At 71.0% G+C, this 14035-nt stretch carries 14 protein-coding genes; 8 read left to right on the top strand and 6 right to left on the bottom strand.

The window, feature by feature from the left end; genetic code table 11:
• The first annotated feature begins 169 nt into the window (after positions 1 to 169).
• Entirely contained in the window at positions 170 to 1081 is a 912-nt protein-coding gene (locus BN971_RS23470; RefSeq protein ID WP_085179161.1) for a class I SAM-dependent methyltransferase, read from the top strand.
• A gap of 6 nt (positions 1082 to 1087) precedes the next feature.
• Here the strand turns inward: BN971_RS23470 and BN971_RS23475 are convergent, their stop codons facing one another.
• Positions 1088 to 1750 carry a GNAT family N-acetyltransferase gene (locus BN971_RS23475; protein WP_085179162.1) on the bottom strand — a complete coding sequence of 221 codons (663 nt, stop codon included), beginning with the start codon at positions 1748 to 1750 and terminating at the stop codon, positions 1088 to 1090.
• Positions 1751 to 1759: 9 nt separating this feature from the next.
• On the bottom strand, positions 1760 to 3118 hold the full coding sequence (locus tag BN971_RS23480) for a xylulokinase (RefSeq protein ID WP_085179473.1): 1359 nt from the start codon (positions 3116 to 3118) through the stop codon (positions 1760 to 1762).
• Between the two features lie 30 nt (positions 3119 to 3148).
• Between BN971_RS23480 and BN971_RS23485 the strand changes: the two genes are divergently transcribed.
• Genes BN971_RS23485 through BN971_RS23495 form a run of 3 tightly spaced genes read left to right on the top strand, consistent with a single transcriptional unit; the run spans position 3149 to position 5696 of the window.
• Positions 3149 to 4129, top strand: a complete 981-nt coding sequence (locus BN971_RS23485) for an NAD(P)-dependent oxidoreductase (RefSeq protein ID WP_085179163.1) — start codon at positions 3149 to 3151, stop codon at positions 4127 to 4129.
• Entirely contained in the window at positions 4126 to 4779 is a 654-nt protein-coding gene (locus tag BN971_RS23490; RefSeq protein WP_085179164.1) for an L-fuculose-phosphate aldolase, read from the top strand. Before BN971_RS23485 ends, BN971_RS23490 begins: the two co-directional genes overlap by 4 nt.
• Complete coding sequence (locus BN971_RS23495) at positions 4779 to 5696, top strand: MBL fold metallo-hydrolase (protein WP_090350653.1); 918 nt, start codon at positions 4779 to 4781, stop codon at positions 5694 to 5696. Before BN971_RS23490 ends, BN971_RS23495 begins: the two co-directional genes overlap by 1 nt.
• A 109-nt stretch (positions 5697 to 5805) precedes the next feature.
• Here the strand turns inward: BN971_RS23495 and BN971_RS23500 are convergent, their stop codons facing one another.
• Positions 5806 to 6645 carry an SDR family NAD(P)-dependent oxidoreductase gene (locus BN971_RS23500; RefSeq protein ID WP_085179166.1) on the bottom strand — a complete coding sequence of 280 codons (840 nt, stop codon included), beginning with the start codon at positions 6643 to 6645 and terminating at the stop codon, positions 5806 to 5808.
• Positions 6646 to 6745: 100 nt separating this feature from the next.
• Here BN971_RS23500 and BN971_RS23505 point away from each other — a divergent pair, with 100 nt between their 5' ends.
• Complete coding sequence (locus BN971_RS23505) at positions 6746 to 7369, top strand: TetR/AcrR family transcriptional regulator (RefSeq protein ID WP_085179167.1); 624 nt, start codon at positions 6746 to 6748, stop codon at positions 7367 to 7369.
• On the opposite strand, the gene BN971_RS23510 is transcribed toward BN971_RS23505, so the two are convergent.
• Complete coding sequence (locus BN971_RS23510) at positions 7344 to 8585, bottom strand: zinc-dependent alcohol dehydrogenase (protein ID WP_085179168.1); 1242 nt, start codon at positions 8583 to 8585, stop codon at positions 7344 to 7346. The two genes, BN971_RS23505 and BN971_RS23510, sit on opposite strands and share 26 nt — an antisense overlap.
• Positions 8582 to 9370 carry an SDR family NAD(P)-dependent oxidoreductase gene (locus BN971_RS23515; RefSeq protein WP_085179169.1) on the bottom strand — a complete coding sequence of 263 codons (789 nt, stop codon included), beginning with the start codon at positions 9368 to 9370 and terminating at the stop codon, positions 8582 to 8584. Before BN971_RS23515 ends, BN971_RS23510 begins: the two co-directional genes overlap by 4 nt.
• A 90-nt stretch (positions 9371 to 9460) precedes the next feature.
• Between BN971_RS23515 and BN971_RS23520 the strand changes: the two genes are divergently transcribed.
• From BN971_RS23520 to BN971_RS23530, 3 genes are read left to right on the top strand one after another with little or no spacing between them, the layout of a single operon-like run.
• Positions 9461 to 10405 carry a class I SAM-dependent methyltransferase gene (locus tag BN971_RS23520; RefSeq protein ID WP_085179474.1) on the top strand — a complete coding sequence of 315 codons (945 nt, stop codon included), beginning with the start codon at positions 9461 to 9463 and terminating at the stop codon, positions 10403 to 10405.
• Positions 10398 to 11303, top strand: a complete 906-nt coding sequence (locus BN971_RS23525) for a class I SAM-dependent methyltransferase (protein WP_085179170.1) — start codon at positions 10398 to 10400, stop codon at positions 11301 to 11303. The genes BN971_RS23520 and BN971_RS23525 overlap by 8 nt, the downstream gene beginning before the upstream one ends.
• A gap of 9 nt (positions 11304 to 11312) precedes the next feature.
• Positions 11313 to 12227 (top strand): class I SAM-dependent methyltransferase, encoded by a 915-nt coding sequence (locus tag BN971_RS23530; RefSeq protein WP_085179171.1) that lies wholly within the window; start codon positions 11313 to 11315, stop codon positions 12225 to 12227.
• A gap of 2 nt (positions 12228 to 12229) precedes the next feature.
• On the opposite strand, the gene sppA is transcribed toward BN971_RS23530, so the two are convergent.
• Positions 12230 to 14002 (bottom strand): signal peptide peptidase SppA, encoded by a 1773-nt coding sequence (sppA, locus tag BN971_RS23535; RefSeq protein ID WP_085179172.1) that lies wholly within the window; start codon positions 14000 to 14002, stop codon positions 12230 to 12232.
• Positions 14003 to 14035: the final 33 nt, after the last annotated feature.

Genomic DNA, 14035 nt, shown 5'->3' on the forward strand with positions numbered 1-14035 from the left:
GCGGGGGTCATCCTGCATTACGCGCCCAACACCCGCAGGCCAGGACGTACGGCCCCGTCTAACCTACAGCGCGTCAAATCGTGTACGAGACTAACAGCTGGCCCGACCAACTCCGGGTCAAGGGCCGTGTTCTGTTGCCTCGTTGCATTCGCTAAGTAAATTGGAGTGCATGACGCGCACCGATCAAGATACCTGGGATCTGGCATCCAGTGTTGGCGCGACGGCCACGATGGTGGCCGCCGCCCGAGCCATGGCGAGCGAGGGGCCCGACCCCATCATCGACGACCCGTTCGCGGCGCCGTTGGTGCGAGCGGTCGGGCTGGACTTCTTCCGCCGCCTCGTCGACGGCGAGGTGGTCACCGACGACCCCGAGGCGGGGCAGCGGGACCTGCAGCTGGAGACCGATTCGATCGCGGTGCGGACCCGGTTCTTCGACGACTTCTTCCTCAACGCCGCCCGCGACGGCGTCCGGCAGTCGGTGATCCTGGCCGCCGGGCTCGACGCGCGCGCCTACCGGCTGGCCTGGCCGCCCGGAACCGTGGTGTACGAGGTGGATCAGCCCAAGGTCGTGGAGTTCAAGACGACGGCCATGGCTAACCTGGGTGCCGAACCGACCGCCGACCGGCGGACCGTCAGCGTCGATCTGCGCGACGACTGGCCGGAGGCGTTGCGGCGCGCCGGTTTTGACACCACGCAACCGACGGCCTGGAGCGCCGAGGGGCTGCTGATGTACCTGCCGCCCGAGGCGCAGGACCGGCTCTTCGACAAAATCACCGATCTCAGCGCGCCCGGGAGCAAGCTGGCGACCGAATACCACGGCGATTCGGGCCGGACGATGAGCGAGCGCGCGCAGCAGTTCAACAAGCGGTGGGCGGGCCTGGGCTGCGACATCGACCTGTCCGGGCTGTTCTTCGACGGCGAGCGCAACAACGTCGTCGACTACCTGACCGAGCGCGGCTGGCAGGTCAGCACCCGGCCCCGGCGCGAGTTCTTCGCCGATTACGGCCTGGTGTTCCCCGACGACGAGGAGTCCCAGCTCCGCAACATCATCGCCGTCACGGCCACGCTGGGCTCGAGCTAGCCCGCGTCAGATGTTGGCGGCCGGGGCCCGGACGACCATCGGCACGGCGGGGAAGCACCACGCCATTTCGGAGCGCGACTTGCGCAGGGCGGCGGTGCCGTAGCCCTTCTTACGGTGCTCGGGGTGGATCCAGATCCGCAGGTCCACCTCGCCGTGCACCAGCTCGCCGAACACCATCCCGACCTTCTGCCCCGAGTCGACGGCCACGAACCACGCCGCCTCCTCGTCGTCGACCCGTCGCAGCGCGGCGCTGATCTCGTCCTCCAACCGCCCGGCCGGCCCGCCGCGGCCGTCGCCGGCCGTTTTGATCTCCTGGGTGCGGGCGGCGAAGATGTCGCGGTCCTCCGCCGCGGAGAACGGCCGCAGCTCGAGGGTCTCCCCCGAGCTGGCCGGGCGCTCGCCGAGGGTGAAGCTCAGCTGCTTGTTCAGGTCCTCCAGCTCGGCGAGGATCTTCCTGCGCGAATCCTTGGTGAGCATGTCGAAGGACATCCGCATCACCGCGTCGGCGGCCGCGTGGGACGTCTCGAGCAGCGCGGCGACCGCTTCGAGCGCGGCCGCCTTGTTCTCCGACTCGACCACGGCGTCGGCGATTTCGTGCCGGCGCTCGAGCGCTTTCAGCAACGCGTCTGCGATCTCCCGGCGGGCGGCTTTGCGATCTTGGTCAGTCATTGCACCAGACTAGAACGCCGCCGACGGCAGCGCGCCGGATGGTTTGTTCCCCAGCTCCAGGAAGCGCCGGTAGCGTTCGTCGGTCGCGACCGCCCACGCCGGGTCCGGCTCGACGACGCGCTCGGTGCGCACCCAGCGGGCCGCGTCGGCGATCGTCGTCTCCAAACCGGCCCCGATGCGCGCCAGGAACGCCGCGCCCAGCGCCGCGCCCTCGGCGACGCCGGACACCTGGACCGGCCGGCCGGTGGCGTCGGCGATGGCCTGCATCCACGGCCCGACCCGGGTGCCGCCCCCGGCCGCGACGACGCGCGCCACCGGCGCCCCGCTGAGCTCGATGAGCTGACGCACCACGAACCCCGACGCCTCGAAGGCGGCCCGGCGCAGCGCCGCGCCGTCGTGGGTGAGGTCCAGGGCGTCGAGCACCGCGCGGCGGTCCGGGTCGTGGAACGGGGTGCGCTCCCCGCGGATGTACGGCGACCACACCGGGACCCGGCCGGGGCTGGCCGTCCCCGGGTCGCCCGGGGCCACCACGCGGTCGACCCAGCCGAGGAACAGCCCGCCCGCGTTGCTGGCGCCGCCGATCTGGCTCTTGCCCGGGGCGGTGTGCGGGATGGTCCACAGGCCGGGCACCTGGCGGGCCTCGCCGACGGTGGTCCACACGATGAGCGTGGTGCCGCACAGCACCAGCACGTCGCCCTCGCGGTCGGCGCCGGCCACGATCTGTTCGCACAGCGCGTCGATGGCGCCCGACGCCAACAGGGCGCCGTTGGAGCGCACCCGCCCGACCGGCGCCCCGATCGGCGCGACCCGCGGCATCTGCTCCACGGCCGCCCCCCGCTCCGCGCACGCGGCCGGGTTCCAGGCCGTCCCGTCGAACAGCGGGTAGGCCGTGGCGGCGGTCGCGACGTCCATCACCGCCTCGCCGGCCAGGGCGTGGTTGGCGACGGCGGGCGCCGGCCAGTAACCGGCCGCGCCGGGCGCCTGAGCGGCCGTCCAGCGCAGGAACTCCGCGGCCTCACCCAGGGCGGGGAGCGACTGCTCGCCGGCACCCGCCGCCCGCCCGCGGGCGTCGCCGTACAGCAGCCCGGGGGTGATCGGCCTGCCCTCGGCGTCAACAGCGGTCAGCGACGGCACCATCGCCGAGACGGCCACCGCCCGCGCCCCCGGGCGGTCCAGTTGCGCCAGCGCCGCCAGGGGGCCGCGCCGCCACGCCTCGTCGGCGTCGTGCTCCAGCCGGTCGGGGGCCGGGACCCGCAACCGGTGCGGGATGCGCACCCGCGCCGTCACGCGGCCGTCGGCGTCGGCGGCCACCGCCTTGACCGAGGTGCTGCCGACGTCGATGCCGATTGTGACGTCTTCGCGTGACACGGGCGTCACCGTACGCCAGCATTGGCACTCGTGACGCCAAGACCACGCGCCCTGGTGACCGCGCCCCTGCGGGGCCCGGGGTTCGACAAGCTCCGGCAGTTGGCCGAGGTGGTGTACGACCCCTGGATAGACCAGCGGCCGCTGCGCATCTACAGCGCCGAGCAGCTGGCCGAGCGGATCGCGGACGAGTCCGCCGAAATCGTTGTGGTGGAAAGCGACTCGGTGCGCGGACCGGTGTTCGCCCACGGGCTGATCGCCGTGGCATCCACCCGCGGCGACCCCAATAACGTCGACGTCGCGGGAGCCACCGCGGCGGGCATCCCGGTGCTCAACACACCCGGCCGCAACGCCGACGCGGTCGCCGAGATGACGGTGGCCCTGCTCCTGGCCGCGACGCGTCACCTGCTGAGCGCCGACGCGGATGTCCGCAGCGGCAACACGTTTCGCGACGGCAGCATCCCGTATCAGCGGTTCCGCGGTTGGGAGATCGCGGGGCTGACCGCCGGTCTGGTCGGCCTGGGCGCGGTCGGCCGGGCAACGCGGTGGCGGCTGTCCGGCCTGGGCCTGCGGGTCATCGCGCACGACCCGTACAACGACGAGGCCGAGCACGGCCTCTCCGAGCTGCTGAGCGAGGCCGACGTGGTCTCGCTGCACGCCCCCGTCACCGACGACACCGTCGGGATGATCGGGGCCGCGCAATTCGCCGCCATGCGCGAGGGCGCGGTCTTCCTCAACACCGCCCGGGCGCAGTTGCACGACACCGACGCGCTGGTCGACGCGCTGCGCGCCGGCAAGGTCGCCGCCGCCGGGCTGGACCACTTCGCCGGGGAATGGCTGCCGACCGACCACCCGCTCGTGGGCATGCCCAACGTCGTCCTGACCCCGCACATCGGCGGCGCCACCTGGAACACCGAGGCCCGGCAGGCGCAGATGGTGGCCGACGACCTGGCAGCCCTGCTGGCCGGCGGCACGCCGGCGCATATCGTCAACCCGGAGGTGCTGGGAAGATGAAGTCTGTAGACAACGCCGAAACCGCCGTACTGGACGCGGCCAAGGACATGCTGCGCCGCGGCCTCGTCGAGGGAACCGCCGGCAACATCTCGGCCAGGCGGCCCGACGGGAACATCGTCATCACGCCGTCGTCGGTGGACTACCGCGACATGCAGCTCGACGACCTAGTGCTCGTCGACCCGGCCGGCGCCGTGCTGCGCGCCGCCGACGGCCGGTCACCGTCGACGGAGATGCAACTCCACCTGGCGTGCTACCGGGCGTTCGACGACATCGGCAGCGTCATCCACAGCCATCCGGTGTGGGCGACCATGTTCGCCATCGCGCACGAGCCGATCCCGGCCTGCATCGACGAGTTCGCCGTCTACTGCGGCGGGGACGTGCGGTGCACCGAGTACGCGGCGTCCGGCACCCCCGAGGTGGGCGCCAACGCGGTCACGGCGCTCGAGGGCCGGGGCGCCGCCCTGATCGCCAACCACGGCCTGGTGGCCGTCGGCCCGCGTCCCGACAAGGTGCTGCACATCACCGCCCTGGTCGAACGGACCGCCCAGATCGTCTGGGGCGCAAGGGCCCTCGGCGGCCCGGTGCCGATCCCGGCGGACGTGAACCGCAACTTCGCCGGGGTGTACGGCTACCTGCGCGAACACGCCTGATGCACCGTTTCCGGTGCGGTGGCGCGACCGTGACGCGCGTGCCGGAGTTGCAATTCGACCTGGCGGCAAGGCTTTTCGCCGATACCCCCGAGTCCGGGTGGCGCGACCACGCCGACCTGCTGGTGCCGGGCTTCTACGACCCCGACACCTGCCAATGGCACATCGCGATCCAGAGCTGGGTCATCGAGGTGGACGGGCTGACGGTCGTCGTCGACACCGGCGTCGGCAACGACCGCCCGCGCCCGCACATGCCGCCGCTTGATCACCTGAACACCGGGTTCCTGGCGGCGCTGCGGGCGGCGGGCGTCGAGCGCGAGGCGGTCGACGTGGTGGTCAACACCCACGTCCACTCCGACCACGTCGGATGGAACACCATGCGGCAGAACGACACCTGGGTCCCGACGTTTCCCAACGCCCGCTACGTCGTGCCCGCGGCCGACTACCACCACTTCGAGCCCGACGGCCCCGCGGCCAGGCGATCGCCGCGCACCGAGGCCGAGGCGGCCCAGCAGCGCGGCGACCAGCTCGTGTTCGCCGACAGCGTCGCGCCGGTCGCCGAATCGGGTCAGCTCGTCGAATGGTCGGGCGACCACCAGGTCAGCCCGTCGCTGCGGCTGCGACCCGCCCCCGGGCACACGCCGGGCTCCTCGGTGCTGTGGCTGGACGCGGGGGCGCCGGCGGCGTTCGTCGGCGACCTCACCCACAGCCCGCTGCAGCTGCGCCGCCCCGCCGACGCCTGCGCCTTCGACATCGACGCCCCGGCCGCCGCGGCCGCCCGCCGCCGGATCTTCACCGAGGCCGCGCAGACCGGTGCCGCCGTCATTCCCGCGCACTACCCCGGCCGCGGTGGCGCGACGATCCGCGCCGTCGCCGACGGATTCGACGTCGACCGCTGGCTGGACCTCGATCCCCTGTGAGCGGCAGCTGACCAAGGGGCCGTGCCGAGTGTGAACTTTGCGACGCGACACTCCCCCGCGACGACGACGTCCAGTGCACACTCGCCGTCGTTCGGGGGCGCGCGGCGCGTCAGCCGGGGACGGCCCGCAGGGTGCGGAGCAGCCTCATGCGATGGATGTTGATCCGGTGTAACAGGCTCGGGAACCGGCGGTACAAATGCCAAATGACTCGTACCGCAGCCGGAAACACGATCACTGGCGAGTTACGTCCTACACCGCGGAGGATCGCGCGGGCGGCGGCCTCGGCGCTCATCTGCGGCATCAGGTAATGGGTGCGTCGACTCAAGGTCACCACCTGCTCGCGCGGCATATTGACCACGACCATGTTGTCGTAGATTTTGGTCCTCATATCGCCGGGACATGCCACACTCACTTTCACCCCGAGGTCTGCTCCCTCGGCCCGCAGCGAAAGCGAAAGCCCCACGATCCCATGCTTGCTGGTGCAATAGGGAACATTGCCCGGCTGGGGAACCAGCCCGCTTAGCGACGAAACGTTGACTATGTGTCCATGACCTTGGCGCGCCATTACGCGATAGGCGTGCACTGTCCCGTACACGACACCCAGCAAGTCCACATCGAGCACACGACGCCACTGCTGGATCGAGAGGTCACGAGAATCCCCGCCGATGGCGATGCCCGCGTTGTTGATCATGTAGTCGACCCGTCCATATTCGGCCACCGCGCCCTCGATCAGCCGCGCCACCTCAGCATCGTTGGCCACGTCTACTCGCACGGCGCGTGCCGGTGCACCGGTCTGCTTCAGGCGCCCCGCTACCTGGTGCGCAGCGGCGCCGTCGACATCGGCGACCACGACGGTCGCTCCTTGACGCCCCAGTTCCTCACACAGCGCCTCGCCCAGACCCATCCCGCCGCCGGTGACAATCGCCACCGCGTTCTCGAACCGCTGCATGGTCGGTCCTCTCCGGCGAGCCACCCAAGAATTGATTACACTCGCTGTAATATTACATCAAATATAAGCTTTTCAGGAAGGAACGGCAACGGCAAACACTGTGGGCTTGCGCGAACGCAAGCGCCAGCAGACCAGGCAGAAGCTGATCAGCGCGGCCATGCGGCTTTTCGAGAAGAAAGGCTACGAGCAGACGACCGTCGCCGAGATCGCCGCTGCCGCTGGGGTTTCCACCAAGACGTTCTTCAACTACTTCGCGAGCAAGGATGAGGTCCTCTTTCCCCACCTGTCACGCAGGATCGACGCCGCGGTGGCCCTCATCGAGCAACGCGCGCCTGATGATCAGATGGCTGACGTCCTTATGGCGGCAATGGAGCACATGCTGGCCGACGCACTTATCGAGGAAGTCGACGGCGGTCTGGCGGCGGTGCGGCTCCCGATGATCATGTCCGTGCCCGCCGTCCAAGCAGCCACCCTGCACCGCTACTTTCTGGCCGAAGCTCGACTCGCTCGCGCGCTGCAGCAGGCCTACGCGGACGCGGTTGACCTGGCGGCAGCAGCCGCCGTCATCGGCTCGGTCATGGGTGCTGCGATCGCCGCTGCGCTCGTGTGCCTGCAGAACGGCGCTACCACAGAACAGCTCCGCGCCGTCGCCGAACGCGCCGTCGAAATTGCAGTCGACGGGGTGCGCAACGTGCCGACTAGCGCCCAGGGCGCTGATCAATAGCCACCTTCACCGCACCGCTCTCGCCCTGGTCGGCGATCGCCAGGAAGGCGCTTCGCCACTGCTCCAGCGGAAAGGTGTGGGTCAGCATGGGGCGCAACTCGATTCGGCCCGCGGCGGCCAGGTCGAGGTAGTGCGCGATGGCGTGCTGGCGCCGGCCCTCGACCTCCTCGAACCCGAACGCGTTGCTGCCGACGAAAGCGATCTCCTTGAAGTACAGCGGGCTCCACTCCCAACGGCCGGGGGCGTGGACCCCGGCCTTCACCAGCGTGCCCCGCGAGCGCAGGACCCGCACACCGACCTCGAAGGTCTCCGGCTTGCCGATCGTGTCGTAGACGACGTCGACGGCCCCGGGGTGCGCCATCGGCAGGCCCTGCAGCGGCTGACGCAGCCGGCCGCCGCCCCAGGCGACGAGCGCCTCGATGACGGCCAGGCGCGGTTCGTGGGCCAGCACTACGGCGGCCCCGAACCGGCGGGCCAACTCCGCCTGGGCGTCGAAGCGCGCCACCACGGCGACGGCCACATCGGGATAGAGCGCCCGCAGGATCGCGACCGCGCACAGCCCCAGCGAGCCGGCGCCGTAGACCACGACCCGGCCCGAGCGGGGCGGGGGGTGGCGGGTGATCGCATGCAGCGACACCGAGAACGGGTCGGCGAACACGGCCGCCTCGTCGGGGATCGAGTCGGGGACGGCGAACAGCATGCTGTCGTGGGCGGGCATCAGTTCGGCGTATCCGCCGGTCACGTCGGCGGATACGCCGGTGTGGATGCCGGGCTTGATGTCGCCGTCGGTGAAGCTCCAGCACAGGCTGTAGTCGCCGCTTCGGCAGGCGGGGCATAACGGCTCGATGCCGCGCGGCCCGCAGGACAGCCACGGGTTGAGCACGACCCGCTGCCCGACCTCGAGCCCGCGCGCATCGGGGCCCATGGCCACCACGTCGGCGACCACCTCGTGACCCATCACTTGCGGAAACGAGCAGAAGGCGGCCATGGCGTTGTCGGCGTCGCCTTCGCCGAAGTCCATCAGAATTTGCTTGGAGTCCGACCCGCAGATGCCGGTGAGCCGCGGCCGGGTGAGCACCCAATCGCGGTGCGGCAGTGCCGGATCGGGCACATCGCGAAGCGCGGTCGGGGTCCGGGCGAGGTTGCGCGTCAGCGTGTTGGCGTCGGCGGGCACCTCGAAGGGCTCGGGCGGCACGCCATAGACCAGGGCCCTCATTGCGGCGACCCGCCGCTAGCGAGGCTCGCCGCACCGGCGATGAACGCGTCGATATCGGCGTTCTTGGCGTCGACGACCGCTCGTAGATCCGGGATGTAATGCTCGAATCCTTCTGCGCCCAAGGCCTCGATGACGCCTTCGGCGACCTCGTCGGCGGCCGCCTTGGGCCCCCGGTAGAGCGGCTCCTCGCTGCCCGGTTGGTCCCAGATCTCGGTGTCGACCGCTCCGGGCTCGATGAGCTTCACCGCGATCCCGCTGCCGTGCAGGTCCACGGCCATCGCCTCGCTCCAGCCGCACAACGCGAACTTGCTTGCGCAGTAAGCAGTTTCGTGGATGAGCCCCAGCCGGCCGCCGATGCTCGACACGTTGACGATCATGCCCGATCCCCGCGCCAGCATGCGCGGCAACAGTGCCAGCGTCAGCCGCATCGGGGCGAAGAAGTTGACCCGCATGACGTCTTCGACCTCACCGGGTTCCAGCGCCGTGACCGGGCGCCGTTTCGGGATGGCGGCGTTGTTGACGAGCACGTCGATGCCGCCGAGCGAGTCCCATGCGCGCAGCGCCAGCCCCGATAGCGCCGGGGTGTCCGCCAAGTCCGCCACCCACATGGCCGATGCCGGCGAGGTCCGCCGGCACTCGGCCAGCACCTCGGCCAGGCGATCTCGGCGGCGCGCGATCAGGCCGACCACCGCGTTCCGCGCGGCCAACCGCCTGGCCAGCGCCGCTCCCAGGCCCGCCGAGGCACCGGTGATGAGCACCCGTTTGCCCGCCGCCGCGTACGCCATCAGTCAAGGTTGCCGCGTCCGCGCCCCGGCGTACAGTGGTAGAAGCTTGTTATATTGGCTAAGTATCCGATCGTCGAACAGGGGATGAACATGACCTCGACCAGGTACGAGGGCGACACCTGGGATCTGGCGTCCAGCGTCGGGGCGACCGCGACCATGGTCGCCGCCGCCCGCGCGATGGCCACCCGGGCCGACCGGCCGCTGATCAACGACCCCTTCGCCGAGCCGCTCGTGCGGGCGGTCGGCGTGGACCTGCTCACCCGGCTGGCCAGCGGCGAGCTGGAGCCCGCCGAACTCAACGACGTCCACGACGGCGCGCCCGGGTCGGCCGGGGCCATGTCCCGCATGGCCGACAACATGGCGGTGCGCACCAAGTTCTTCGACGAGTTCTTCCTGGGCGCCACGGAGGCGGGCATCAGGCAGGCGGTGATCCTGGCCTCCGGGCTCGACGCTCGCGCGTACCGCCTGCCCTGGCCGGCCGGCACGGTGGTCTACGAGGTCGACCAGCCCGCGGTCATCGAGTTCAAATCCCGCACCCTGGCCGAGCTCGGCGCCGCCCCCACCGCCGACCGCCGGGTGGTGGCCGTCGACCTGCGCGACGACTGGCCCGCCGCGCTGCGCGCCGCCGGCTTCGATCCGGCACAGCCGTCGGCATGGAGCGCCGAGGGCCTGCTCGGCTACCTGCCCCCGGAGGCCCAGGACCGCCTGCTGGACACCATCACCGAGCTCAGCGCGCCGGGCAGCCGGCTCGCCACCGAGAGCGCCCCCACTCCCGAGCCCGGCGACGAGGCCAAGATGAAGGAGCGCATGCAGACCATCTCCGAACGCTGGCGCGCGCACGGCTTCGACCTCGACATGGCGGGGCTGGTGTACTTCGGTGACCGCAACGAGGCCCGCGCGTACCTGGCCGACCGAGGTTGGCGGCTGCAGGCCAGCAGCATCCGGGAGTTGTTCGAGGCCAACGGGTTCGACCCGCTGCCGGACGAGGACACCCGCATGGGCGACGTGCTCTACATCAGCGGCACCCATGAGTAAGGGCCGCAGGGACGGGGACAGCTGGGGTCTGGCGTCGAGCGTCGGGGCGACCGCCACCATGGTGGCGGCGTCGCGCGCCCTGGCTTCGCAGGGACCGGACGCCCTGCTCGACGATCCACTGGCCGACCCGCTGGTGCGCGCCGTGGGGTTGGACCCCTTCATCCGGATCATCGACGGCGACGCCTCTTTCGAGGACGACCCGCTGCTCAACCGCAAGGCGCGGGTTCAGCAGATCGCGGTGCGGACGAGGTTCTTCGACGACTTCTTCACCGGCGCCACCGGCGAGGGGATACGGCAGGCGGTGATTCTCGCGTCGGGCCTCGACACCCGGCCGTACCGGCTGCGCTGGCCGGCCGGCACCGTGGTCTACGAGATAGACCAGCCGCGGGTCATCGACTTCAAGACCACGACGCTGGCCGGGCTGGGCGCGCAGCCCACCGCCGATCGGCGCGCGGTCGGCATCGACCTGCGCGAGGACTGGCCGGCGGCGTTGCGGGACAGCGGCTTTGACGTGACCCAGCCCGCCGCGTGGAGCGCCGAGGGGTTGCTGCCCTACCTGCCGCCCGACGCCCAGGACCGCCTGTTCGACCACATCACCGCGCTCAGCGCGCCGGGCAGTCGCCTGGCCACCGAACACGTGCCGGACCCCAACGCCTTCACCGACGAGCGCCTGCAGGCCATCACCGAGCGGTGGAAGCGCGCCGGTTTCGACCTCGACGCCGCCGACCTGTTCTATCGGGGCGAGCGCAGCGTCGTCGTCGACTACCTGACCGGCCACGGCTGGCGGGTGACGACCCATCCCGCCCGGGAACTGTACGAGCGGCACGGCTTCGAGTTCCCCGAGGAGCTCACCGCGGCCTTCGGAGACCTGAGCTACGTCGACGCGACGCTGAAGTAGGGTTCCCCCATGCCACGCACTCACGACGACGAGTGGGACCTGGCGTCCAGTGTGGGCGCGACCGCGACGATGGTCGCGGCCGGGCGCGCCATGGCGACGAAGGATCCCCGCGGCCTGATCGACGATCCCTTCGCCGAACCCCTGGTCCGGGCGGTCGGGATCGAGTTGTTCGTCAAGATGATGGACGGGGATTTCGACGTCGAGGCGGTCGAGGACTTTCCCCCGGAACGCCGCCAGGCGATCATCGACGGGATGGCCGTGCGCACACGGTTTTTCGACGACTACTTCATCGACGCGGCCGGCGCCGGCGTTCGCCAGGCGGTGATACTCGCCTCCGGACTGGATTCACGCGCCTACCGGCTGCCGTGGCCGGCCGGCACGGTGGTCTACGAGCTCGACCAGCCGCGGGTGATCGATTTCAAGACAACGACTTTGGCCGACATCGGCGCCCAGCCGACCGCCACCCGGCGGACCGTCCCCATCGACCTGCGCGCGGACTGGCCGGCGGCGCTCAAGGCGGCCGGGATCGACACCGCCGCGCCGATCGCCTGGCTGGCCGAAGGCCTGCTGATCTACCTTCCGCCCGAGGCGCAGGACCGGCTGTTCGACAACATCACCGACCTCAGCGTGCCCGGCAGCACGATCGCGACCGAATTCGTGCCCGGGATCGTGGATTTCGACGCCGACCGGGTCCGGGAGATGTCCGGTTCCTTCAGGGAGCGCGGGCTCGACATCGACATGGCATCCCTGGTCTACGCCGGCGAGCGCAACCACGTGCTGGACTACCTGGGCGCCAAGGGCTGGGACGTGCAGGGCGTCACGCGGACGGAGTTGTTCGGGCGCAACGGGATCGAGGCGCCCGCCCCGGAGAACGACGACCCGCTGGGCGAGATCATCTTCATCAGCGGCCGGCTCGCCGGCTGAGGCTAGAGTCGCGAGGAGCCCCGCCACAGCGCGTTGGCGCCGCTCATCGACCGCTCGAGGTTTTCCACTATTCCGGCCACCGTGCGGGCAAGCAGGCCGCCCAACGCGTCGGGCAGCGACGCGGCCGTGGGCTGCGACGAGGTCCGGGGGCGCACCATGTCCAGCAGCGAGGAACCCGGATAGCGGATCAGTCGCACGTCGGTGTCCGGGTCCAGGCCCGCCAGGACCTTGGCCCGGCGCACCGCGGTCCGGAAGCCGCCGAGCTCGTCGACCAGGCCGCGCTCGCGGGCGTCCGTGCCCGTCCAGACCCGGCCCCGCGCAACGAGATCCATGGCCTCGGTCGTCATGTTGCGGCCCTGGGCGGCCCGCTCGACGAAGTCGCGGTAGGACAGGTCCGCCTCGGCCTCGCGGTGCGCCCGCTGCTCCGGGGTGAACCGCGCGTCGATCGACCAGGCGTCCGCATTGGCGTGGGTGCGCACGGTGTCCGACCCGACGCCCAGGCGCTCCAGCAGGTCACGCACCACCAGCTTTCCGGTGATCACCCCGATCGAGCCGGTGATCGTCCCCGGGTTGGCGACGATCGCGTCGGCGCCCATCGCGACGTAGTAGCCGCCCGAGGCGGCGACGCCGCCCATGGACGCCACCACCGGCTTGCCGCGTTCGCGGGCCCTCGCCACCTCGCGCCAGATCGTCTCCGACGCGGTCACCGCGCCCCCGGGGCTGTCCACCCGCAGCACGATGGCGGACACCGCATCGTCGGCGGCGGCCTCCCGCAGCGCCGCGGTGATGGTGTCGCTTCCCGCGGAAGACGGGCCGATCGGCAACATCTGCGGCCCGCCGCGCCCGCCGACGATCGCGCCGTCGACCGTGATCACCGCGAGGGTGGGCTTGGGGCGGCGACCGGGAACCGGCGGTGCGGGCGGCGCCAACCGCGGCCGCGACGCCGCGGCATAGCGGGTCAGATAGAGCAGGGGCGGGCAGTTTCGTTCCGAATGATTCTGCACGCCAACGAGTTCGGCGATGCGCGAGTAGGCCTGATCGCGGAATCCGATCCGGTCGATCAGTCCCGAGGCGACGGCGTCATCGCGCAGTAGCGGCGCCCGGTCGGCCAACGCGTCCAGCGCGGCCGCGTCGACCCCGCGTGAGCGCGCCACGCCCTGCCACACCTGTTCCTGCAGGCTTTCCAGCATCCTGGTGACCGCCTCGCGGTGCGCGTCGGTGAAGCCGTGCTCGGTGAAAACGTTTGCCGCCGACTTGTATTCGCCGCGTGCGACGATCTGCGCCTCGATTCCGGCCTTGTCCAGCGCGTCGCGCAGGAACGTGGCGTTGCTGGCGAACCCGACCAGCCCGACGGTCCCGGCCGGCTGCATCCACACCTCGCCGAAGGCCGAAGCCAGGTAATAGCACAGCGTGCCCGGGTAGGTCTCCGCCCAGGCCAGCGACGGCTTGACGGCGGTGAACGCCGCGATCGCCTCGCGCAGCTCTTGAACCGCCCCGGGCGGCGATGCCGCCAACTGCACCCGGGCGATCATCCCGGCCACCCGCGGGTCCTCGGCGGCGCGGTGGATCGCGGAGACGGTGTCGCGCAGCGTCATCGGCCGGCTGCCGCTGATGATCGCCAGCGGGTCGAAGCCCGTCGTCTCCGGCGGGACCGTCCGCACGTCGAGCTCGAGCACGCAACCGTTGGGCACGCCGTGGTGGCGGGCGGTGTCGACCCTGCCGGCCAGGGCCTGCAGCTCGTTGAGTCCGGGTAGGGAGCGCAGCAATGCGAACATACCTGCGACAGTACCGGCGAACGACCGTACGGT

The sequence above is a fragment of the Mycobacterium bohemicum DSM 44277 genome, from assembly GCF_001053185.1.
GTDB lineage: Bacteria > Actinomycetota > Actinomycetes > Mycobacteriales > Mycobacteriaceae > Mycobacterium > Mycobacterium bohemicum.